General features: G+C 41.2%; 21 protein-coding genes. 15 read left to right on the forward strand and 6 right to left on the reverse strand.

What is annotated here, in order from left to right; all coding sequences use genetic code 11:
• The first annotated feature begins 1 nt into the window (after position 1).
• The 12 genes from ACT53H_RS10740 to ACT53H_RS10795 are packed head-to-tail and all read left to right on the forward strand — an operon-like array spanning position 2 to position 11,493.
• Positions 2-1,537: an HAL/PAL/TAL family ammonia-lyase gene (locus tag ACT53H_RS10740; protein WP_476009214.1), complete on the forward strand. Its 1,536-nt coding sequence runs from the start codon at positions 2-4 to the stop codon at positions 1,535-1,537.
• Between the two features lie 9 nt (positions 1,538-1,546).
• Complete coding sequence (locus tag ACT53H_RS10745) at positions 1,547-1,975, forward strand: acyl-CoA thioesterase (protein WP_000542808.1); 429 nt, start codon at positions 1,547-1,549, stop codon at positions 1,973-1,975.
• A complete protein-coding gene (locus ACT53H_RS10750) occupies positions 1,975-2,604 on the forward strand; it encodes a LolA family protein (RefSeq protein ID WP_174726921.1) in 630 nt (209 codons plus the stop codon). The genes ACT53H_RS10745 and ACT53H_RS10750 overlap by 1 nt, the downstream gene beginning before the upstream one ends.
• Entirely contained in the window at positions 2,579-4,894 is a 2,316-nt protein-coding gene (locus ACT53H_RS10755) for an MMPL family transporter (protein ID WP_476009215.1), read from the forward strand. Before ACT53H_RS10750 ends, ACT53H_RS10755 begins: the two co-directional genes overlap by 26 nt.
• A 29-nt stretch (positions 4,895-4,923) precedes the next feature.
• Positions 4,924-6,219, forward strand: coding sequence for an NAD(P)/FAD-dependent oxidoreductase (locus tag ACT53H_RS10760; RefSeq protein WP_476009216.1), 1,296 nt, complete (start codon positions 4,924-4,926; stop codon positions 6,217-6,219).
• 2 nt (positions 6,220-6,221) lie between these two features.
• A complete protein-coding gene (locus ACT53H_RS10765; protein WP_353155620.1) occupies positions 6,222-6,767 on the forward strand; it encodes a DUF3261 domain-containing protein in 546 nt (181 codons plus the stop codon).
• Positions 6,764-7,966 carry a beta-ketoacyl-[acyl-carrier-protein] synthase family protein gene (locus ACT53H_RS10770; RefSeq protein ID WP_476009217.1) on the forward strand — a complete coding sequence of 401 codons (1,203 nt, stop codon included), beginning with the start codon at positions 6,764-6,766 and terminating at the stop codon, positions 7,964-7,966. Before ACT53H_RS10765 ends, ACT53H_RS10770 begins: the two co-directional genes overlap by 4 nt.
• Positions 7,966-8,391: a hotdog family protein gene (locus tag ACT53H_RS10775; RefSeq protein ID WP_476009218.1), complete on the forward strand. Its 426-nt coding sequence runs from the start codon at positions 7,966-7,968 to the stop codon at positions 8,389-8,391. Before ACT53H_RS10770 ends, ACT53H_RS10775 begins: the two co-directional genes overlap by 1 nt.
• Positions 8,392-8,414: 23 nt before the next feature.
• Positions 8,415-9,140 carry a 3-ketoacyl-ACP reductase FabG2 gene (locus ACT53H_RS10780; protein WP_476009219.1) on the forward strand — a complete coding sequence of 242 codons (726 nt, stop codon included), beginning with the start codon at positions 8,415-8,417 and terminating at the stop codon, positions 9,138-9,140.
• Positions 9,140-10,366 (forward strand): beta-ketoacyl-ACP synthase, encoded by a 1,227-nt coding sequence (locus ACT53H_RS10785; RefSeq protein WP_476009220.1) that lies wholly within the window; start codon positions 9,140-9,142, stop codon positions 10,364-10,366. The genes ACT53H_RS10780 and ACT53H_RS10785 overlap by 1 nt, the downstream gene beginning before the upstream one ends.
• A gap of 11 nt (positions 10,367-10,377) precedes the next feature.
• Positions 10,378-10,812 (forward strand): hypothetical protein, encoded by a 435-nt coding sequence (locus ACT53H_RS10790; protein ID WP_004794675.1) that lies wholly within the window; start codon positions 10,378-10,380, stop codon positions 10,810-10,812.
• A 24-nt stretch (positions 10,813-10,836) separates the two neighbouring features.
• Complete coding sequence (locus tag ACT53H_RS10795) at positions 10,837-11,493, forward strand: 4'-phosphopantetheinyl transferase family protein (protein ID WP_476009221.1); 657 nt, start codon at positions 10,837-10,839, stop codon at positions 11,491-11,493.
• A 68-nt stretch (positions 11,494-11,561) separates the two neighbouring features.
• Here the strand turns inward: ACT53H_RS10795 and secB are convergent, their stop codons facing one another.
• The 4 genes from secB to rsgA form a co-directional block, all read right to left on the reverse strand.
• Positions 11,562-12,014 carry a protein-export chaperone SecB gene (gene secB, locus ACT53H_RS10800; protein ID WP_476009222.1) on the reverse strand — a complete coding sequence of 151 codons (453 nt, stop codon included), beginning with the start codon at positions 12,012-12,014 and terminating at the stop codon, positions 11,562-11,564.
• A 27-nt stretch (positions 12,015-12,041) separates the two neighbouring features.
• A complete protein-coding gene (gene grxC / locus ACT53H_RS10805) occupies positions 12,042-12,299 on the reverse strand; it encodes a glutaredoxin 3 (protein WP_476009223.1) in 258 nt (85 codons plus the stop codon).
• A gap of 11 nt (positions 12,300-12,310) precedes the next feature.
• The gene (locus ACT53H_RS10810; RefSeq protein WP_004794673.1) at positions 12,311-12,727 is read right to left on the reverse strand and encodes a rhodanese-like domain-containing protein; all 417 of its coding nucleotides are present in this window, start codon (positions 12,725-12,727) and stop codon (positions 12,311-12,313) included.
• A 97-nt stretch (positions 12,728-12,824) separates the two neighbouring features.
• Positions 12,825-13,886, reverse strand: a complete 1,062-nt coding sequence (gene rsgA, locus ACT53H_RS10815) for a small ribosomal subunit biogenesis GTPase RsgA (RefSeq protein ID WP_005302303.1) — start codon at positions 13,884-13,886, stop codon at positions 12,825-12,827.
• Positions 13,887-14,012: 126 nt separating this feature from the next.
• Here rsgA and orn point away from each other — a divergent pair, with 126 nt between their 5' ends.
• The 3 genes from orn (at position 14,013) to ACT53H_RS10830 (ending at position 16,406) form a co-directional block, all read left to right on the forward strand.
• Positions 14,013-14,579 (forward strand): oligoribonuclease, encoded by a 567-nt coding sequence (gene orn, locus ACT53H_RS10820; protein WP_005302306.1) that lies wholly within the window; start codon positions 14,013-14,015, stop codon positions 14,577-14,579.
• A 154-nt stretch (positions 14,580-14,733) separates the two neighbouring features.
• Complete coding sequence (locus ACT53H_RS10825) at positions 14,734-15,465, forward strand: Bax inhibitor-1/YccA family protein (RefSeq protein ID WP_004794670.1); 732 nt, start codon at positions 14,734-14,736, stop codon at positions 15,463-15,465.
• Between the two features lie 137 nt (positions 15,466-15,602).
• The gene (locus tag ACT53H_RS10830) at positions 15,603-16,406 is read left to right on the forward strand and encodes an enoyl-ACP reductase FabI (RefSeq protein WP_216069908.1); all 804 of its coding nucleotides are present in this window, start codon (positions 15,603-15,605) and stop codon (positions 16,404-16,406) included.
• Positions 16,407-16,475: 69 nt separating this feature from the next.
• On the opposite strand, the gene ACT53H_RS10835 is transcribed toward ACT53H_RS10830, so the two are convergent.
• Complete coding sequence (locus ACT53H_RS10835) at positions 16,476-17,870, reverse strand: efflux transporter outer membrane subunit (protein WP_476009250.1); 1,395 nt, start codon at positions 17,868-17,870, stop codon at positions 16,476-16,478.
• 22 nt (positions 17,871-17,892) lie between these two features.
• Entirely contained in the window at positions 17,893-19,887 is a 1,995-nt protein-coding gene (locus ACT53H_RS10840) for a MacB family efflux pump subunit (protein ID WP_004794666.1), read from the reverse strand.
• Position 19,888 lies beyond the last annotated feature (1 nt).

A 19,888-nucleotide genomic window follows, 5' to 3' on the forward strand; every position in this document is an offset into this window, starting at 1 on the left:
CATGCGTGTGTTAACCGTAGGTGAACAACCACTGAGTATTGAAGATGTCGTTTCTGTAGCCAGAGGCGAATGTCAGGTTGCTTTACCAGAAACGTCTGAATGGCGTGAACTGATTCAAAAAGGCGCTGATTTTCTCGATCAGCTCCTTGAAGAAGAAGGGGTTATCTACGGTGTGACCACGGGTTATGGTGACTCATGTTTGGTTGAAGTGCCATTACATCAGGTTAATGAACTACCGCTACATCTTTCACGCTTTCATGGTTGTGGTTTAGGTGAAAATTTAGATGTCATCACTGCACGTGCAGTAGTCGTGACACGTTTATGTTCATTGGCTCGCGGTTATTCAGGTGTGTCGATCGCTTTGCTGGAACGCTTAGTTTGGTTGCTGAATGAAAATGTAATTCCAGTCATTCCATCTGAAGGTTCAGTCGGAGCAAGTGGTGACTTAACACCGTTGTCTTATATTGCGGGAACTTTAGTTGGTGAGCGTGATGTCTATGTTAATGGACAAACTGTTCCAGTTGCTCAAGTCTATACTGAAAAGAATATGCAGCCTTTAATGCTTAGACCTAAAGAAGGTTTGGCGCTCATGAACGGCACAGCGGTGATGACGGCAATTGCTTGTCTAAACTATAAAAAAGCAGAGCAGATAGCACTTGCGAGTACTTTAATTACTGCTCTAAATGTGTTGGCCTTGGAAGGTAATCCTAGTCATTTTGATGAAGTGCTGTTTGCACAGAAACCTCATCCAGGGCAGCAACAGATTGCTAAGCAATTACGTGACTGGCTGAACAGTGAAGTACAAACAGCACATCAAAGTCCACGCTTGCAAGACCGTTATTCGTTGCGCTGTGCACCACACATTATTGGTGTATTTGAAGATTCAAAAGTATGGTTACGTCAGTTTATTGAAAATGAACTGAATTCAAGTAACGACAATCCATTGATTGATCCAGTCGGTATGCGTGTGTTGCATGGCGGTCATTTTTACGGTGGACACATTGCACAGGCAATGGATAGCTTGAAAATTATGATTGCCAATATTGCTGATTTGATGGATAGACAGATTGCACAGCTAGTCGATCATAAAATGAATCATGGTTTACCACGTAATTTAACGGGTGCAACGGCTGAACGTTTACCATTGAATCATGGTTTTAAAGCGGTACAAATCGGAGTATCAGCGTGGACGGCTGAAGCCTTGAAAAACACTTTGGCAGCTTCAATTTTTTCACGTTCAACCGAATGTCATAACCAAGATAAAGTCAGCATGGGAACCATTGCTGCACGTGATGCGAGCCGTGTAATTACCTTAACACAGCAAGTTATTGCAGCTCTTTGCTGTGCGAGTGTGCAGGCGATTCATCTGAAAGGTTTAACGACACAGTTAAGTCCAACATTGCAAACGTTTATGCAATGGACCTTACAAAGTTTTGCATTTGTCGAAGAAGACCGACCATTACAAACCGAATTACAACAGATTGTTGATCGTTTAGACCAACTTGAATTGTTTAATCAATCAGAATTTATGGGATAAGGTGAGCCAATGCATGCAGATGTAATCATTGAAATTCCATTTCATGATGTCGATACCATGAATGTGGTTTGGCATGGACACTATTTAAAATATTTTGAAATTGCTCGCTGTAAATTGCTCGATCAATTTCATTACAACTATATGCAGATGAAAGAATCAGGCTATGCATGGCCTGTGATTGAAAGCCATGTTCGCTATGCATACGGTATTGAGTTTGAACAAAAGATTCGGGTTCGGGCCATTTTAAAAGAATGGGAAAACCGTTTGAAAATTGATTATTTGATTTTTGATGCTGAGTCAGGGAAACGTTTAACCAAGGGTTATACCACACAGGTAGCGGTGAATATTGAAGCTCGTGAAATGTGTTTTCAATCGCCACAGGTTTTGTTTGATCGCTTGAATGCATGGTCTGAGTTTCAACCGAAGAGGAATGCGTGATGTCTCAATTCATCAAAACTTTAGGTTTAGGTGCTGCTGTTTGGATGAGCAGTTTAAGTGCGGTCTATGCAGCGCCAACACAGATCACTCAAATTTTTCAGCAACTGTCACAGTCTCCTACAGTTCGTGCTGATTTTGAACAGCAAAAAAAATTGCCATCGTTGAATAAAACTTTTGTATCGAACGGCTCTTTGTTGTTCTCAAAATCTTATGGTGTAGCATGGCAAATCAAACGACCTGTGCAAGCAGATTTGATCGTTACCCCAACCAAATTGGTACAGAAAACTCAGCGTACATTTAGCCAAATACAAGTTGATCAATCGCCATATAGTTCGGTCGCGACTTTATTCTTACAGCTCATGTCTGGTAATGAACAGGCTTTGGCAAAGAATTTTAATGTAGTAAGTTCGAATTATAGTCCAGCGGGTTGGAGCATGAGCTTAACTCCGAAAAGTAGCTTGTTTAAAAAGTTATTTGTGCGTGTTGATGCTCAAGGTCAACAGTACGTTAACCAAATTGTGATTACCGAGAAAGCGAATAATTTAACGACCATTCGCTTTAGTCACCAGACTTCTCAACCGACGACTCTAACGGCTGCTGAGCATGCGATTTTCCAACTGGCAAAATAAGTTCACCGCGCTTTGGTTAATTGCTCTGCTACTGATCGCGGTGGGGCTTGGCATAACGTGGCTGAATAAAGATATTCATATTCAAACTAATATTTTTGCGTTATTGCCTAAAGTTCAGCAAGACCCAGCACTTGCACGTACTCAGCAGTACATGAATGAGCAACTCAACAATAAAGTATTTGTGGTGGTAGATGCCAAAGATGAAGCTGCGATACAACAAGCGACTCATTTCTTAACAGCGCAGGCCAAGCAAAGCCAGTTGTGGCAACCGTTGAAGCCCCAACTCGATTTTGATCAATTTGCAAAACAGTTGTATCAACATCGAGCAGGCTTGTTGAGTGCTCAAGATCAAGCCTTATTGCAAAAAAAGGATTATGCTGCGCTGACTGAACAAAGTCTGATGCAGATGATGAGTCCAGGCATGCCTGTCACTGCTGAATCACTTAAGCAAGACCCGCTACTATTGTTCCCTCGTTATGCTATGCAGTTGGCAACCCCGTCGCAACAAGATATTGAAATGGAGCAGGGTTTTGCCACAATTCATCATGAGCAAGGTATCTCTCGGCTTTTCGTATTACAGTTGACGCAAAGCCCATACAATATTGATTACCAAGAACAGACCTCTACTTGGATTGAGCAAACTAAGCAAAAGTTAGCTGCAATGGGATTAAAATCTCATTGGACTGGAACTATTTTATTTTCAAATTTTGGGACGCAATCGGCTAAACAGGAAATCTCAACCATTGGTGTTGGTTCGACATTGGGCTTAATTTTTCTGGTTTTGTTCGGCTTTCGCTCACTGCGACCTTTGGCGACCGAGTTTATTGCCGTTTCGACTGGAAGCTTTGTGGCATTTGCCGTGACCCACTGGATGTTTGGTGAAATTCACCTGATGACATTGGTATTCGGTGCGAGTCTGATTGGTGTCTGTGTCGATTTTTCATTTTATTTTATGGCGATGCAATCGCAGCATAGAAAGCTTGGTGGTTTTCAAATTTTAAAACCACTATTACCAAGTTTGTTTATGGGCTTAATGACCACATTGGTTGCTTACATCTTTTTGAGTTTTACTCCGTTTCCTGGGTTTAAGCAGATTGCAGTCTTTTCAATTGTAGGATTAACTGCGGCGTGGATCAGCAGTGTACTGCTATTACCAAGATTACCTGCACTCAATGCCCAGCCCGCAATAAAAGCATTGTCTTGGATTGGACAAGCACGGTTATGGTTTCAGCAGCGTGCCAAAATTCGTTATGGCTTGATTGCAATCATTTTAGCAGTAGGTACGGCGAGTCTTTTCTATCTTAAAAGTAATGATGATATTCGTAATTTACAAGGTATGGACGCGAGCTTAAAGCAGCAGGATCAAGCAGTTCGTGAGCAATTTGGCCAGCAACAAAGTAGTGATTATTTTGTGGTGCGTGCAGCATCGGCAAATGAAATGCAGCAACAAGAGCAGCAACTGATTGGGCAATTACAACAGTTACAGTCACAAGGGAAAATCAGTGCATTTCAAGCTTTGGGACAATGGATTCCACCATTGGCAGAGCAGCAAAATAATCTACAACTATTAAGAAATATTCCTAAAGCAACTTTGCAGCAATATGCACAAAGCATGGGGCTAAATTTTAATGATGTTTTACAGTGGCAACAGCAACTGGCGACACAACCGTTATTAGATTTTTCTGTATTTAAAGATCATCCTTTAGCTTTTTTACAACCTCAAGCCAATGAGCGATTAGTGATGGTGACAGGGGCAAAACAGCCTGACGTGTTGAAGCAGCTTCAGAATGAGCATATACATTTTCAGCAACCGATTACCGAAATGTCGCAAATGTTTGCTGAACATCGAGTACAGGCTCAACATCTTCTGATTTACGCCTTAATTGGTCTGGCAGTTGGTTTGGCGCTTATTTATGGATTAAGTTCGATTGTGCCTTTGGTCTTGCCAGTCAGCTTGGCATTACTGAGCACTTTTGCTATTCAGGCATGGTTAGGTGTCGAGATTAACCTGTTTAGTATTATGGCAACTTTCCTGATTATTGGGATTGGTGTCGACTATGCAATTTTCTACCGCCATGGACATGATCACCCGCAAGTAGTTGGAATGGCATTATTTTTATGTATGATGTCGACTTTACTTGGCTTTGGATTACTTTCATTTAGCCATACTTATGCAATTCATTGCTTTGGTTTAACGGTTTTATTCGGGGTTATTTTCTCGTTTATCTATGCGACTTTGTTAACCCCCGCAGATGAAAAACATATTGTAAATTTACAAGACCATTCATAATTTGAATAAATTAAAAAGGAAGTTGTGCTATGAGCACTATAGAAAAAATTGACGTCGTGATTATTGGGGCTGGGCCATCAGGTAGTTCTGCTGCTGCACTTCTTCGAAAAAAGGGCTATACCGTTACGGTCATCGAAAAACAGCATTTTCCTCGTTTTTCGATTGGTGAATCATTGCTACCGCAGTCTATGGGATTTTTAGAAGAGGCTGGTTTATTAGAAACAGTCCGTGAGCATGTTGAACAATATGCTTTTCAATTTAAAAATGGGGCAGCTTTTCTACGTGGCAAACAGCGTAGTTTTTATGACTTTACAGAAAAATTTACGGATGGTCCGGGAACAACTTGGCAAGTTCGCCGTGCAGATTTTGACAATTTGCTAGCAAAACAGGCTCAAGTTTATGGCGCAGACATACGCTTTGGACATGAGGTTTTAGATGTTGATGTTACATCTGAACAGCCTGTACTTACCGTGTTAGATGAAGAACAACGACGTTATCAGATTCAAACTAAATTCTTGTTAGATGCGAGTGGTTTTGGGCGGATTTTGCCAAAGTTATTAGATTTAGAGAGCCCATCAAATTTTCCGGTACGACGTGCACTGTTTACCCATATTGAAGATGGAATTACCGATGACCCAGAGTTTGATCGTAATAAAATTTTAATTACTGTGCATGAAAAAGACCACCGTGCATGGTATTGGCTTATTCCATTTGCAGATGGACGCGCTTCATTCGGTGTGGTTGCAGAACAAGACTTTTTTGACAAACACACGGTCGAAAATGCTGAAGATAATGAACCTGAAGCAATGTTTAAGCGTATTTTGGCTGATGAAACAAGCTTGTCACATGTACTACGCCGTGCAAAGTTTGATACACCAGTACGTACTTTGGTGGGCTACTCAGCGAATGTGAAACACTTGGCAGACCGCAACTATGCGCTATTAGGTAATGCGGGTGAGTTTCTTGATCCAGTCTTTTCATCAGGTGTAACGATTGCTCTTAAATCTTCAAGTTTGGCTGTTCCTTTGGTTGAAAGAGTTTTACAAGGTGAGCAAATCGACTGGTTAGAAGAATATGAAAAACCATTACGCCGTGGTATTCAGGTGTTTCGTGCCTATGTTGAGTCATGGTACGAAGGCGAGTTCCAAGATGTGGTGTTCTCGCAAAATCAAAATGAAGGCATTCGCCGTATGATTTCTTCATTATTGGCTGGTTATGCGTGGGATGAAAAAAATCCGATTCATAAAAATGCCAAACGTAGACTCAGCACCTTGGCAGAATATTGTCGTGAAGGCTTGGCGCAAGAACAGGTACTTGAGGGATAACCATGCAACGCAAATGGGCAACGATATTACTCAGTAGCTTTATATTTTTAAATGGTTGTCAGGTTATGCCACATGCTAAAGGGCTGCAAAGTCCTCTATGGCAGGCTCAGACTTATCAGCGGCAAGATCAGGTTGAAGTTCAGTGGAAGCAGCAAAGTTTTAGCTTCTTGTTATATCAACAGCAAAAGGGTGCTGTACTGGATATGGTCGCTTTAAGCCTGACAGGCCAACAATTATTTAAGTTACAGTTTGATGGGCATCGGGTTCATGTTGAACAGCGTATTGATCAAATGCGTTTATTGCCTTTTGAGTTTGTGGTGCGTGATCTTTTGTTTGCGACATACCCTCAGTTTTCGCATTTAGGGCAGCAAGCCGTAGAGATTCAACAACAAGCAGACAAGCAGGTTGTTTATATTGAAAAGCAGCCTGTGTTGCAGGTTAAACAAGGGCAAGGAAGCATTGAATTGATTAATGAACAAGTCCCTTATACCATGACGCTGAGTTCGATTGAGAACACCTTACAGACAGAAGAAAGTCCTACGCCATGAAACATTTACCTTCAGCAAATGCAGCTCCAATGGCAGTAGGCATACAATTTAGTGTTGGTTTATCTGCGTTAGGCTGCGAACTTAATCAAATTAAACAGGTATTACAACAGCCTGAGCAAACCTTGAGTTTGCGAGATGATTTAATCGCTGATCGTGATGTTTGGGTGGGACAATATACGCATCCATTAAGTTCGAGCCTACCTGATGCTTTGCGGTCTGTAGATTCACGTAATCTACGTTTTGCATTAACCGCATTATCTGAAATTGAAACAGAGTTAAAAGCCTATACGGCATTCTTTGAAAATAAACGTTTGGCGATTGTGGTGGGCACGTCTACCTCTGGTATTGCAGATAATGAATTGTTGCTTAAGCAATATTTTCAAGGGCAAACAGATCTATCAATATCTCATTATCCTCAAGAAATGAGCTGTTTAGCGAAAGCATTACAGCAGTACTTAGGATGGGAAGGGCCCGCCTATACTATTTCGACAGCTTGTTCTTCAAGCGCTAAAGCATTAGCCGCAGGGCAGCGATTACTTCACGCAGATTTAGCAGATGTTGTGCTGGTTGGTGGCGTCGACACCTTGTGCAAGTTAACCCTAAATGGATTTAATAGCCTAGAAAGTTTATCTGAACATATTTGCCAACCCTGCGGTGTAAATCGTGATGGTATTAATATTGGTGAAGCTGCTGCATTTTTTGTTTTAAGTAAAGAACAAGCACCTGTCATGTTAATGGGTGCTGGTGAATCTATGGATGCATGGCATATTTCGGCTCCACATCCTGAAGGTAAAGGTGCCGCTTTAGCCATGCAACGTGCATTAGATATGGCACATCTTTCCGCTCAAGAGATTGGTTATATCAATTTGCATGGAACAGCAACTCCACAAAATGACGCAATGGAAATTAAGGCTGTAAGACAAGTTTTTGGGGATTACCCAGTGGCCTTAAGTAGTACTAAACATAAAACTGGACATTGTCTTGGTGCAGCGGGTGCCATAGAAGCTTTTGTTTGTGAACAGATTCTAAAAGATCAAAGTTGGTTGCCTTTACATCAAAGTGGTGAGGTTGATCCAGATTTGGCTGACCAAAACTATGTGCAAGAAGCTGAACTAAAACAATCCATTCGCTATGTCATGAGTAATTCTTTCGCTTTTGGGGGAAGTAATATTAGTCTTGTTTTTGGAGTGAAGCCCTAGTGAAACTAGATGCAATTCAATATATTCCTCATGAGCAACCGATGGTATTTATTGACCATTTAACCGAGGTTGCAGAAGGGCGGGCGCAAGCAGAACTCACGATTACGCCAGAGCTGATGTTTTGTGAAGCAGAAGGTTTGCCGACATGGGCAAGCATTGAAATTATGGCACAAACGATTAGTGCTTATTCAGGCTGGCAAGGTCAGCAGTCAAAACAAGCGCCAAAAGTCGGTTTTTTATTGGGAACGCGTAAATTAAATTTACCAATCCCTTATTTCGCCTTGGGTTCTCGATTGATCATTCAAATAGAACAACAATATTTTTATGAAGGCCTTGGGCAATTTTCCTGTGAAATTCAATATGCTGAGCACTGCATTCAGGCAACGTTAAGTGTATTTGAGCCAACAGAATCACCATTTGAATAACCACAAAGAATTAGGAATACATTGTGACAAGACGAATTTTAGTAACAGGTTCAAGTCGAGGAATTGGGAAAGCGATTGCGTTACAACTAGCAAAGGCTGGTTTTGATGTGACCGTGCATGCACGTTCGCGTCAGGCAGAGGCTGAGCAAGTCGTACAAGAGATTCAAGTATTAGGACAAAATAGCCATTATCTAATGTTTGATGTAAATGAACGCCAGACGGTTAAACAAATTTTAGAGCAAGATGTAGAGCAGCATGGCGCTTTCTATGGCGTTGTATTGAATGCAGGTCTTACTCATGATGGAGCTTTTCCTGCACTCACCGATCAAGATTGGGATGAAGTTATTTCGACTTCCCTAGACGGTTTTTATAACGTATTAAAACCATTAGTTATGCCAATGATTCATTTGCGTAAAGGTGGTCGTATCGTCACCTTATCTTCAGTTTCTGGGATTATGGGTAACCGTGGTCAGGTTAACTATAGTGCTGCAAAAGCAGGTCTGATTGGTGCGACCAAAGCTTTGGCACTCGAATTGGCGAAGCGAAAAATTACTGTGAACTGTGTTGCACCAGGGTTGATCGAAACTGAAATGGTCACCGATGAAGTCAAAGAACATGCGCTTAAAATGATTCCGTTGCAACGCATGGGACAGGTCGATGAAGTGGCGAGTGTAGTAAAATTCTTGTGTTCAGATGAAGCTTCTTATATAACCCGACAGGTTATTTCTGTAAATGGGGGACTCATCTAATGAAACGTGTGGTCGTGACCGGAATGGCAGGAATTACCTCTTTAGGTGAAACCTCCGATGAGATCTTTGCTCGATTTGACGCTGCTAAAAGCGGTATACGCTACATGCCAGAGTGGGAGCAATATGTTGATCTTCGGACTAAGCTTGCTGGCCCTGTTGAAACATTCCATGTTCCAAAACATTTTAACCGTAAGGTTACTCGCGGGATGGGGCGTGTAGCTCTCATGTCTGTGGTTTGTGCGGAAACTGCTTTACAAAATGCAGGTTTGCTTGGACACGAAATTTTGTCTAGTGGCGAAACTGGTGTTGCTTTTGGTTCTTCTGCGGGTAGTGTAGAGGCCGTGGGTGAGTTTGCTAGCATGTTGCTTCATCAGAGCATGAGTAAGATCAATGCAACCACTTATATTCGTATGATGGCCCACACAAGTGCGGTGAACATGACCGTATATTTTGGTCTAAAAGGCTTAACTTTACCGACCTCAAGTGCATGTACATCTGGTTCTATGGCCATTGGGCAAGCCTATGAAGCAATTAAATATGGCAAACAACAGGTCATGATTGCGGGTGGTGCTGAGGAACTTAGTGCAGCAGGTGCAGCCGTTTTTGATGTATTGTTCGCGACCAGTGGCATGAATGATCAACCCGAAAAAACACCGCGTCCATTTGATGCTAAGCGAGATGGATTGGTGATTGGTGAAGGGGCAGGTTGTTTAATTTTAGAAGAATATGAACATGCTAAAGCTCGAGGTGCTCATATCTATGCAGAGGTGATTGGCTACGGTAGCAATACTGATGGTCAACATGTAACTAAACCAGACGCCGAGATGATGGGGCGCTGTATGCAATTAGCACTTAAAGATGCATCTGTAGAGGCTAAAGACATCGCTTATGTAAATGCGCATGGCACCTCAACAGATCAGGGGGATGTGGCTGAAAGTCAGGCGACAGCAACAGTTTTAGGATGTAAACCGATCAGTTCTTTAAAAAGCTACTTTGGACATACGCTGGGGGCGTGCGGAGCTATTGAAGCTTGGCTGAGCATTGAAATGATGAATCGTGGCCGCTTTATTCCAACTTTAAACCTAGATGAAGTCGATCCACTGTGCGGCGATCTGGATTATATCGTTCAGCAGCCAAGAACTCTGGATGCTGACATTATTATGAGCAATAACTTTGCTTTTGGCGGAATTAATACTTCGCTTATTTTTAAACGTGTTAAACAATAAGGAACACAACAATGTTAAATAAAAAACTTTTATTTGTAGCAATGCTAAGTGCGGGTTTTACTGCTACTGTTCAGGCTGGAGATGAAGTACATCAGTTAAATTTTAAAGAAGCTGTAGACCGTGCAGTTGCAGATGGGACTTTAGATGGTTCAGTAAAGTTTTATTTAAAGGGTACAAAGTCTGGCGGTAAAATCATTCAAAAAGATGCGGTAACCAATAAAAAAACCAATGGTTTTGGTAAGTCAGCAGCAACGTCTTGTGACTGGGTTTTACGTTCAGCACTGATCCAAATGCAAAATAATGCTAAAGCACAAGGTGCAAATGCTGTTACTAATATTGTGAGCTATTTTAAAGCCAATGAAACTACAAGTACGACAACTTACGATTGCTATAAAGGTGCCATGATGGCGGGTGTTACCTTAAAAGGCGACGTGGTTAAGTTCTAATTAATTTTAAATAAGGTCGGGACAATGTCTAAACGTAATATTGAAGTCTACACACAGACATTGTCCCAGCTTCTTTTAAAATCTAAACAAGATTTTCCAGACTTCCGTACATTTAATCATTATAAAAAACAGCAAATACATAATATTAGAAACGAGCTGATAGCACAGAAGTTACAAATTACAATAACAGATTTGGAGTTTGCAAAGCATGAGCATGGCAAGCCATATTTATTGAGTCAGAATTTAAATTTTAATCACTCTCATAGCCAACAATATTATGCTTTAGCGATGAGTCAGCATGTTAAAGATATCGGTATAGACGTTGAAGAGTTAGACCGTAAAGTACGTTTGGAAGCTCTAGCGCAGCATGCATTTCATCCCGATGAATATGCAACATGGCAAAGTCTAGAACAAGATAGAGAATATTGGTTTAAAGTTTGGACAACTAAAGAGGCTGTTCTAAAAGCTTCAGGCCTTGGTATACGTTTAGATTTAAATACTTTAAATACTCAAGCACATCCTACAGATCGTGGCGGAATATGTTCTCATCCACTGATCGGGACATTTGCTTATCAAAACTTCGTTGTGGGTAATATGATTTTAACAGTGGCATGGCGCTCAGAATTATCTTGCCGTGGTTTTCAATTTCCTACAATTCAGCTTCATTCACTTGATACTTAATAAGCGAATAACAGACATAAAAAAACCGCGAATTACGCGGTTTTTTTAGTTTAGAGCAAGCTATAAAATTAAGCTTGACCTTCAACAGCTTGAGCACGTTGCATATTCGCTTCGAACTCTGCATCAAAGTTGATTGGTGTAAGAAGTAACTGTGGGAAGCTACCTTTAGTCACTAAATCATTTACCGCTTCACGTAAGAACGGGAACAAAATATTTGGGCAATAAGCGCCTAAAATATACGGTAAGCGATCTTCTTCGATGTTATCAATCAAGAAAATACCTGATTGAGTGATATCTACAATGAACGCTGTTTCGTTGTCGTTATCGGCTTGTACCACAACTTTTAAAGAAATTTCAAAATGAGTTGGATCAATTTTTTCTGCAGCAGAAGAAAGATTGATATTGAGTTCAGGTTGCCATTGTTTAGTAAAAACTTGTGCCCCAGGAACCTCAAAAGAAATATCTTTTGTATAAATACGCTCTAAAGCTAATTGTGGTTGAACTTGTTGTTCTTCGCTCATTGTTTTTTCCTTAATATGGATGCGAGATTAAGCCAATAATTCGTCGAGTTTACCTTCACGCTCTAAAGCATAAAGTTGGTCAAAACCACCAATAAACTGATCGTTAATAAAAATTTGTGGGACAGTACGATGATTAGTGCGTTGCATTAATTCAACACGTATTTCCGGTGCTTCAACAGAAAGATTTACTTCTTTGTAAGCAACACCTTTACGCTCAAGTAACTGTTTAGCACGAACACAATACGGGCATACAGAAGTTGAGTAAACAATGACATTTGCAGCCATAATAATTCTCCTTAAGCTTTTGGTTTGCTTTTTACAAGAGGTAAGCCTTGTGCTTTCCAGTTACTAATGCCACCATCAAGTCGATAGCTGTCATGGTGAGCAACTTTTTGCAAAGCACTACCAGCGACTTGCCCGAGGTTGCAAATAAATACTAATGGACGGTCACTTGCTTTTAATTCATCAGCATGACTTGCAATTTGGCTGAAAGGAATATTGCGGCTACCACTAATATGACCTTCACGGAAGTCTTTACTATCGCGCAAGTCGATGAGTATGGCATTTTTCGCTTTCACTAAAATACCAAGCGACTGTGGTGAAATTTTACGACCGTTACGTTGACCTTCAAAAATGAAGAACAACACGACCAAGACTCCGAGCGTACCAAACAAAATGGGGTGATTCCCCATAAACTCTAACCAGCGTTCCACAAGTCACCTAAAAAAATTAAAAACAAAATTGACCTAGAGTATAGCGTATATAGATGGTGATCAAAATCACCACTTCAAGGGCAAAGCGGACAGAAAATTAGTTTTTTTGCTGTGCTTCTTGAATCTCATCATTTAAACGCAAAAAGCTATCTAGGCGCCGTGGTAAAATTTCACCAGATTCTACAGCGTGTTTTAACCCACAGTTCTTTTCATGAGTATGGGTACAGTTACGGAATTGGCAAGAACCCAAATGTGCTTCAATTTCTGGAAAGCCCATACGAATTTTTTCTAAATCAAGATGCCAAAGCCCAAATTCACGAATTCCCGGTGAGTCGATTAACGCGCCATTTTTACCGAAATTCATTAAACGTGTAGAGGTTGTTGTGTGCTGACCAAGTGCAGAGTTTTCAGAAATAATATTTGTTTTTTGCTCTGCTTCTGGAATGAGCACATTAATTAAAGAACTTTTTCCTACACCCGATTGGCCAACGAAAGCGACTGTTTCGCCATCTAAACGTTCAGATAAAGCAGAGATATCACCCTTTTTAGACTGACAAATCATCACCTCATAACCCAAAGTTTTATATTCTTCTAATAGCGTGAGAATTGGGTCATTTTCAGTGAGTAAATCAGACTTATTGAGGACTAAAAGAGCAGGAATGTTTGCATCTGCACAAGCAACTAAATATCGATCGATTAGCGTTGGCGCAGGTTCAGGAAGCGGTGAAAATACAATCACAATCAAACTGATATTTGCTGCCACAGGTTTAACTTTGTGATAACGGTCTGGACGTGTAAGTAAAGAGGTACGAGGGTGAATGGCCGTAATAATACCTAAACCCGTGTTTGGGTCAGCTTGCCATTTAACTCGGTCACCAGTCACAAGTAATTCTAAGTTTGTTCGAGTATGACAGCGCCATACGCTTTTGAGCTCGATAGGTTTCCAGAACGGTTCTGGCTCTCCTTCGGCAACTTGAGGTTTTTCTGGGTGATGCTCAGGTACAGAGAGTGCTTGTACTTCAAGTTGGCGGCCATAATGTTGTACAACGAGTCCGTCCAGATCTTGTGAAGTATCGGCCTCTTCTTGGCGAGTTTTGTGCTGTTTTTCAATACGACGTTGCTGTTGTTCAGTTAAACGACGCTTACGAATTAAAGCCATTCATATCCCAAAAAAAACCACTGTTTGAAGATGGCAAAAATAGCATGAAGCGGCTATAGAATTACAGCGCAGATGCAAGAAATTTGCTACTATTGATGTTTTTACGGCATTTTAGAACGTACATACATGAGCAGTACTTTAAATACACGATTAATTTGGATTGATCTGGAAATGACCGGATTAGATACCGATAATGACCAAATTATTGAAATCGCAACAATTATTACAGATGATCATTTAAATGTACTTGCCGAAGGTCCGGTTTTAGCCGTTCACCAGCCTGACCGTATTTTAAATGCAATGGATGAGTGGAATACTCGCCAGCATGGGCAGTCAGGTCTGATTGAACGAGTTCGTCGCAGCAAATTAACAGCTCGTGATGCTGAGTTACAAACTTTAGAATTCCTAAAAAAATGGGTTAATCCAAAAGTTTCACCGATGTGTGGTAACTCGATCTGTCAGGATCGCCGTTTCTTACACCGTCTTATGCCTGAACTAGAGCAGTATTTCCACTATCGTAATCTTGATGTATCTACGGTAAAAGAACTTTCAAAACGCTGGCGCCCTGAAATCATGAGCGGTCTGAAAAAGAATGCATCGCATTTAGCAATGGATGATATTCGTGACTCGATTTCTGAGTTGAAATATTACCGTGAATACTTCTTTATTATGAACACTGACGGTAAAGATTAATGACTTTGCCCGAGTGATATGAAAGGGAGGCTATTGCCTCCTTTTTTATTGTTTAAAGGGGATTGTTACAATAATGCCGATCGCCTGATTTGGCTTTCATATTCATTTTGCTTAAAATGATGTTTTAAATTTTTATTATAAAAAGAGAGCATTTATGCAAAGTAATAACCCGATACTGACCCGTGTTGAAACGGTCAGTGACTATAGTCAACCGATGACTGTGCAAGGTGCGATTCAAAAATCTGTAATGTTGACAGTTATTGCTGCTGCGGTGGGTGTCGCTTTATTTTTCTATGCAGCCTTTACTGCAAATGTTGGTATTGCTTACGCGGCTTCAATTGTTGGTGCAATTGGTGGCTTGGTTTTAGCTTTAATTACAACGTTTAAACCAACGACCGCACCAACATTGGCAATTCCGTATGCCTTATTTGAAGGGGCCTTTTTAGGTGGTATTTCTTTTACTTTCCAGTTGAAATACCCAGGTGTTCCTCTTCAGGCTTTATTAGCCACTTTCGTTACGACTTTGGTGATGTTTGGTCTATATAAATTCCAAATTATTCGCGCAACTGAAAAGTTCAAGTCAGTTGTAATTTCTGCATCTTTGGCGATCTTTATTGTATTTATCGTACAGATGGTCATGCGTTTAGCATTTGGTTCAAGTGTTCCTTATATTTTTGAAAGTAACTGGTTAGGCATTGGCTTTGCTGCATTTGTTGCAGTGATTGCTTCACTTAACCTGATTTTAGATTTTGATTTAATCGAAACTAATGCAGCATATCGTGCACCAAAATTCATGGAATGGTTGTGTGGTATCGCATTACTTGCAACTTTAGTGTGGATGTATATTTCTTTCTTACGCTTACTTGGCTTATTGTCTGACGACTAAGATTGAATTCATCGAGAAGTCGCTCCTTATCAGGAGCGATTTTTTTTCGTGCGATTTTTGAAAAAAGATGCATTATGCAATTTCGAAAACCGCTGAATATTGGCATTATGCTTGAAATTGTTTTGAGTGAGATCGGCATGACACAAGGACTTTTAGCAGGTAAGCGCTTTTTGATTGCAGGCGTTGCTAGTAAATTATCAATTGCTTTTGGTATTGCACAAGCATTACACCGTGAAGGTGCAGAGCTTGCGTTTACTTATCCAAACGAAAAATTAAAAAAACGTGTGGATGAATTTGCTGAGCAATTCGGTTCTAAGCTTGTGTTTCCATGTGATGTTGCTGTTGATGCTGAAATTGATAATGCATTTGCAGAACTTGCAAAACATTGGGACGGTATAGACGGTGTTGTGCACTCAATCGGCTTTGCACCTGCACACACGCTTGATGGTGACTTCACTGACGTGACTGACCGTGATGGTTTTAAAGTTGCTCATGACATCAGTGCATACAGCTTTATTGCAATGGCTCGTGCTGCAAAACCTTTATTACAAGCTCGCCAAGGTTGTTTATTGACTTTGACTTACCAAGGTTCTGAGCGCGTTATGCCTAACTATAACGTTATGGGTATGGCAAAAGCTTCTTTAGAAGCTGGCGTTCGCTACTTAGCATCAAGTTTGGGTGTTGATGGGATTCGCGTAAATGCGATTTCTGCGGGTCCAATCCGTACTTTGGCTGCTTCTGGTATTAAGTCTTTCCGTAAAATGTTAGATGCCAATGAAAAAGTTGCGCCATTAAAACGTAACGTAACCATTGAAGAAGTAGGTAACGCAGCATTATTCCTATGCTCACCTTGGGCTTCAGGTATTACTGGTGAAATTCTATATGTAGATGCTGGTTTCAATACTGTAGGTATGAGCCAATCTATGATGGATGATGAATAAGTTTTAAAACTTATTTAGCCATTAAAAAAGCCGTAGTTGAAGGACTACGGCTTTTTTAATTGGTGCAAGTTACTGAGGAAGTTCTTTTACAGGTGAACCACCTAAAGCTTGCATAAGGGTGACATACGCGTTGTATTGGCTTTGCTTGGTTTCAACAAGACTCAAGCGCGCAGTACGTGTAGTTTGCTGAGCATCGAGAAGTGTTTTTAATGCGACAGCACCATAACGGTAACGGACTTCAGTTAAATGTTCAGTTTTTTCTGCAAGTTCAACATTACGCTCTTGTAACGCTACTTGTTTGTCGAGTTCTGTACGACTCGATAAAGCGTTTTCTACATCAGCAAAAGCCTGATAAAGCGTTTGACGATATTGAATAATTGCTTTTTCATAATCAAGATTGCTAATCGCGATATCTTTTTTCATATCGTTATATTGCAAAAACGGTAAGCTTAAACTTGCCCCAAGCGTGAGGGCAGGGTTACGTAACAGTTCTGTCAAAGATGTGCTGCTTGAACCCAAACTACTGGTTAAACTAATCGATGGATAGTAGCTCGCCTTAGTAGCATCTTTAGTTGCTAATGCTTTTCTTAAGCGGAGTTCACTTGCTTGCAAATCAGGGCGGCGCGATAAAATATCGGCAGGTAAACCAGCACCAATTGCAGGTAGAGCAGTGCGTGGTAAACGCTTTGGTTCTTGAATGTTTAATTGTTGCAGCGGCTCATGTAATAGCACAGCAATAGCCGTGCGAGTTTCAACCAATTGTTGTTCAATTTGGCTTAAACTCGCTTTCTGGCTTTGTACCGATTGTTCTGCTTGAGTCAGATCTACACCTGAAACAGCACCAGCTTTATATTGAATTTGTACCAAATCATAAAGCTTTTGAGAGGTTGCTAGACTTTGCTGGGCAGTTGTGTAGCGCTCATTTAAATAACCGAGTTGCCAATAGAGTTTGGCAGTGGTTGCAATTAAACTTTGCCCAGTGGCTTGTAAGTCTTGTTCAGTCGCTAAGGCTTCCCATTTACTTGCCTCAGTTTGGCGTGCAAGCTTGCCAAACAAGTCAAGCTCATAGCTTACACCTGCACTCATTGATAGGCCTTTAGAGCTGTCATCTCCCGAATTTAAATCGAAAGAATGCCCTGTAGACACACTAGAGCTAGTTCGCAAGCCTTGCTTGTTAGCGGTTAAATCAGCTTGTAGGCGGGCTTGTTTCAACGCAATTCCGGCAACTGCTAAATCACTATTACGTTCTAATACATTGCTTACCAGCTGATTAAGCTGTGCATCATTGAAAAGCGTCCACCAGCGATCAGAGTATTGATCGGCAGACATGTTTTTTACTTTTGCTATGTCATATTGAAAACTACCCGGAACTTGTACTGCAGGCGTTTCATAAGGTGTTTTTACTACAGCTGCACATCCTACAAGAGAACCTGTGAGAAGAAGTGCTGTGCTGAGTTTAGTCATAGAGAAAGACATGCAATTTTCCTTATTCTCGAGATAGTGCTGCAACAGGGTCCAGTTTCGCGGCATTCTTGGCAGGCAAGAAACCGAATACGACACCAATCAGGGTTGAACACACAAAGGCTGCAATAATAGAAGTGCTTGAATAAGCCACGCTAAAGTTACCGCCAGCAAATTTATTAATGAGTTGTCCAAGGCCAAGCGATAGTAAGACGCCAAGCACACCACCAATTAAACACACCAAAATTGCTTCAATTAGGAATTGCTGCAAAATATCACTTTGACGAGCACCTACAGCCATACGTACGCCAATTTCCTGAGTACGTTCAGTCACCGAAACCAACATAATGTTCATCACCCCGATACCACCAACCACCAGTGAAATTACGGCAATTGCTGAAACCAGAAGCGTCATTGTGCTGGTTGTTTTCTCAATGGTTTGACGGATACTGTCACTGTTCATGGTGAAAATATCTTGTGCACCGTGGCGCTGGGTCAATAAATTTACAATCGCATTTTCTGCGGCAGCAGTTGAATATTTGTCATTAATACGAACCACAATATTACGTACATTAGATTGACCTAACATACGGCTCATTACGGTTGTATAAGGCATATAGACATTTAAAGTATCATCTGAACCCATGCCGCTTGTCTGCGGTTCTACAATCCCGATAATACGTGCTGGTACACTGCCGAGCAGTACGACTTGGCCAATTGGATTGCTACCATCTCCAAAGAATTGCTTTTGCGTATTGGTATCAATGACAACATCTTGTGAACGATCACGCACACTACGTTGGTCAAAAGTTTGCCCATCTTTAAAGACCAAACCTTTAACATCAAAATAATCGTTACTTACACCATTAATGGTCGCGTTTGCTTCATTCTGCTGGTAACGCATGGTTTTGGATGTACTGACGATTGGGCTGACTGCGCTGACATAAGGTTGAGTCATTAACGCATCAGCATCGGCAGGAACCAATGTTTTAAAGTTTGCAGTTTTGGAGTTGTCACCAAAACCACGGCCCTGAAACACCGTAATCGTATTTGTTCCCAGACTACTAATATTACTTAAAATTTGTTGTTGAGAACCTTTACCTAGCGCGACCACTGTAACAACAGATGCAATACCAATAATGATCCCAAGCATGGTTAAAAAAGTACGCATGCGGTGGGCATTCATCGACAGTAAAGCCATTTGAAAAGCTTCTGACAAACGATCTAAAGTAGAACGCCATGCAGAAATACTTTTGCCTTTCTTCTGTTTGCCTTGCAGAGCTGGAGCGGCATCTGGATCAGATTTGATCGGTTCGGCTGCTTGATCTGGAACGTTAGGACGGTCACTAATAATTTCTCCGTCACTAATCTCGATAATACGCGTCGCATTTTTTGCAACTTGCATATCGTGGGTGACTAAAATAATAGTGTGACCTGCGGCATTGAGTTCACGCAAAATACGCATCACCTCAACACCACTATGAGAGTCGAGTGCCCCTGTTGGTTCATCTGCCAGAATGACGTCACCGCCATTCATGAGTGCACGGGCAATAGAAACACGTTGCTGCTGACCACCAGAAAGTTGGCTTGGCCTATTGAGTGTTTTAGTACCTAAGCCTAATTCGGTCAGTAAAGCTGTGGCGCGTTGTTTACGTTCAGAAGGGGTAACCCCTGCATAAACAGCAGGAACTTCAACGTTACCCTCAGCAGATAAGTCACCGAGTAAATGGTAGCGCTGGAAAATAAAACCAAAATATTCACGGCGTAGTCGAGCGAGTTGATCAGGTTCAAGTTTACCTGTTTCTTGCCCATTAACTTTATAGCTACCGCTCGTAGGTCGGTCCAAACAACCCAAAATATTCATGAGGGTCGATTTACCAGAACCAGACTGGCCGACAATGGCAACCAGTTCGCCTTCGTAAATGGTAAGGTCAATGCCTTTTAAAATTTGTATCGTGCTTTCGCCAGCAGGGAATTCCCGGACTAGATTGCTGACTTCAAGCAAAGCTTGTTTTGTCATG

It is taken from the genome of Acinetobacter sp. DMC2, from assembly GCF_056314305.1.

Bases quoted from the DNA above. Each gene is read 5' to 3' on its own strand.
- rsgA (WP_005302303.1), bottom strand. From the start codon at position 13,886: ATGGCTTTAATTCGTAAGCGTCGTTTAACTGAACAACAGCAACGTCGT.
- ACT53H_RS10835 (WP_476009250.1), bottom strand. From the start codon at position 17,870: ATGACTAAACTCAGCACAGCACTTCTTCTCACAGGTTCTCTTGTAGGA.
- ACT53H_RS10745 (WP_000542808.1), top strand. From the start codon at position 1,547: ATGCATGCAGATGTAATCATTGAAATTCCATTTCATGATGTCGATACC.
- ACT53H_RS10830 (WP_216069908.1), top strand. From the start codon at position 15,603: ATGACACAAGGACTTTTAGCAGGTAAGCGCTTTTTGATTGCAGGCGTT.
- ACT53H_RS10750 (WP_174726921.1), top strand. From the start codon at position 1,975: ATGTCTCAATTCATCAAAACTTTAGGTTTAGGTGCTGCTGTTTGGATG.
- ACT53H_RS10840 (WP_004794666.1), bottom strand. From the start codon at position 19,887: ATGACAAAACAAGCTTTGCTTGAAGTCAGCAATCTAGTCCGGGAATTC.
- grxC (WP_476009223.1), bottom strand. From the start codon at position 12,299: ATGGCTGCAAATGTCATTGTTTACTCAACTTCTGTATGCCCGTATTGT.
- ACT53H_RS10785 (WP_476009220.1), top strand. From the start codon at position 9,140: ATGAAACGTGTGGTCGTGACCGGAATGGCAGGAATTACCTCTTTAGGT.
- ACT53H_RS10825 (WP_004794670.1), top strand. From the start codon at position 14,734: ATGCAAAGTAATAACCCGATACTGACCCGTGTTGAAACGGTCAGTGAC.
- ACT53H_RS10795 (WP_476009221.1), top strand. From the start codon at position 10,837: ATGTCTAAACGTAATATTGAAGTCTACACACAGACATTGTCCCAGCTT.
- ACT53H_RS10740 (WP_476009214.1), top strand. From the start codon at position 2: ATGCGTGTGTTAACCGTAGGTGAACAACCACTGAGTATTGAAGATGTC.
- ACT53H_RS10765 (WP_353155620.1), top strand. From the start codon at position 6,222: ATGCAACGCAAATGGGCAACGATATTACTCAGTAGCTTTATATTTTTA.
- ACT53H_RS10790 (WP_004794675.1), top strand. From the start codon at position 10,378: ATGTTAAATAAAAAACTTTTATTTGTAGCAATGCTAAGTGCGGGTTTT.
- orn (WP_005302306.1), top strand. From the start codon at position 14,013: ATGAGCAGTACTTTAAATACACGATTAATTTGGATTGATCTGGAAATG.
- ACT53H_RS10755 (WP_476009215.1), top strand. From the start codon at position 2,579: ATGCGATTTTCCAACTGGCAAAATAAGTTCACCGCGCTTTGGTTAATT.
- ACT53H_RS10760 (WP_476009216.1), top strand. From the start codon at position 4,924: ATGAGCACTATAGAAAAAATTGACGTCGTGATTATTGGGGCTGGGCCA.
- secB (WP_476009222.1), bottom strand. From the start codon at position 12,014: ATGAGCGAAGAACAACAAGTTCAACCACAATTAGCTTTAGAGCGTATT.
- ACT53H_RS10770 (WP_476009217.1), top strand. From the start codon at position 6,764: ATGAAACATTTACCTTCAGCAAATGCAGCTCCAATGGCAGTAGGCATA.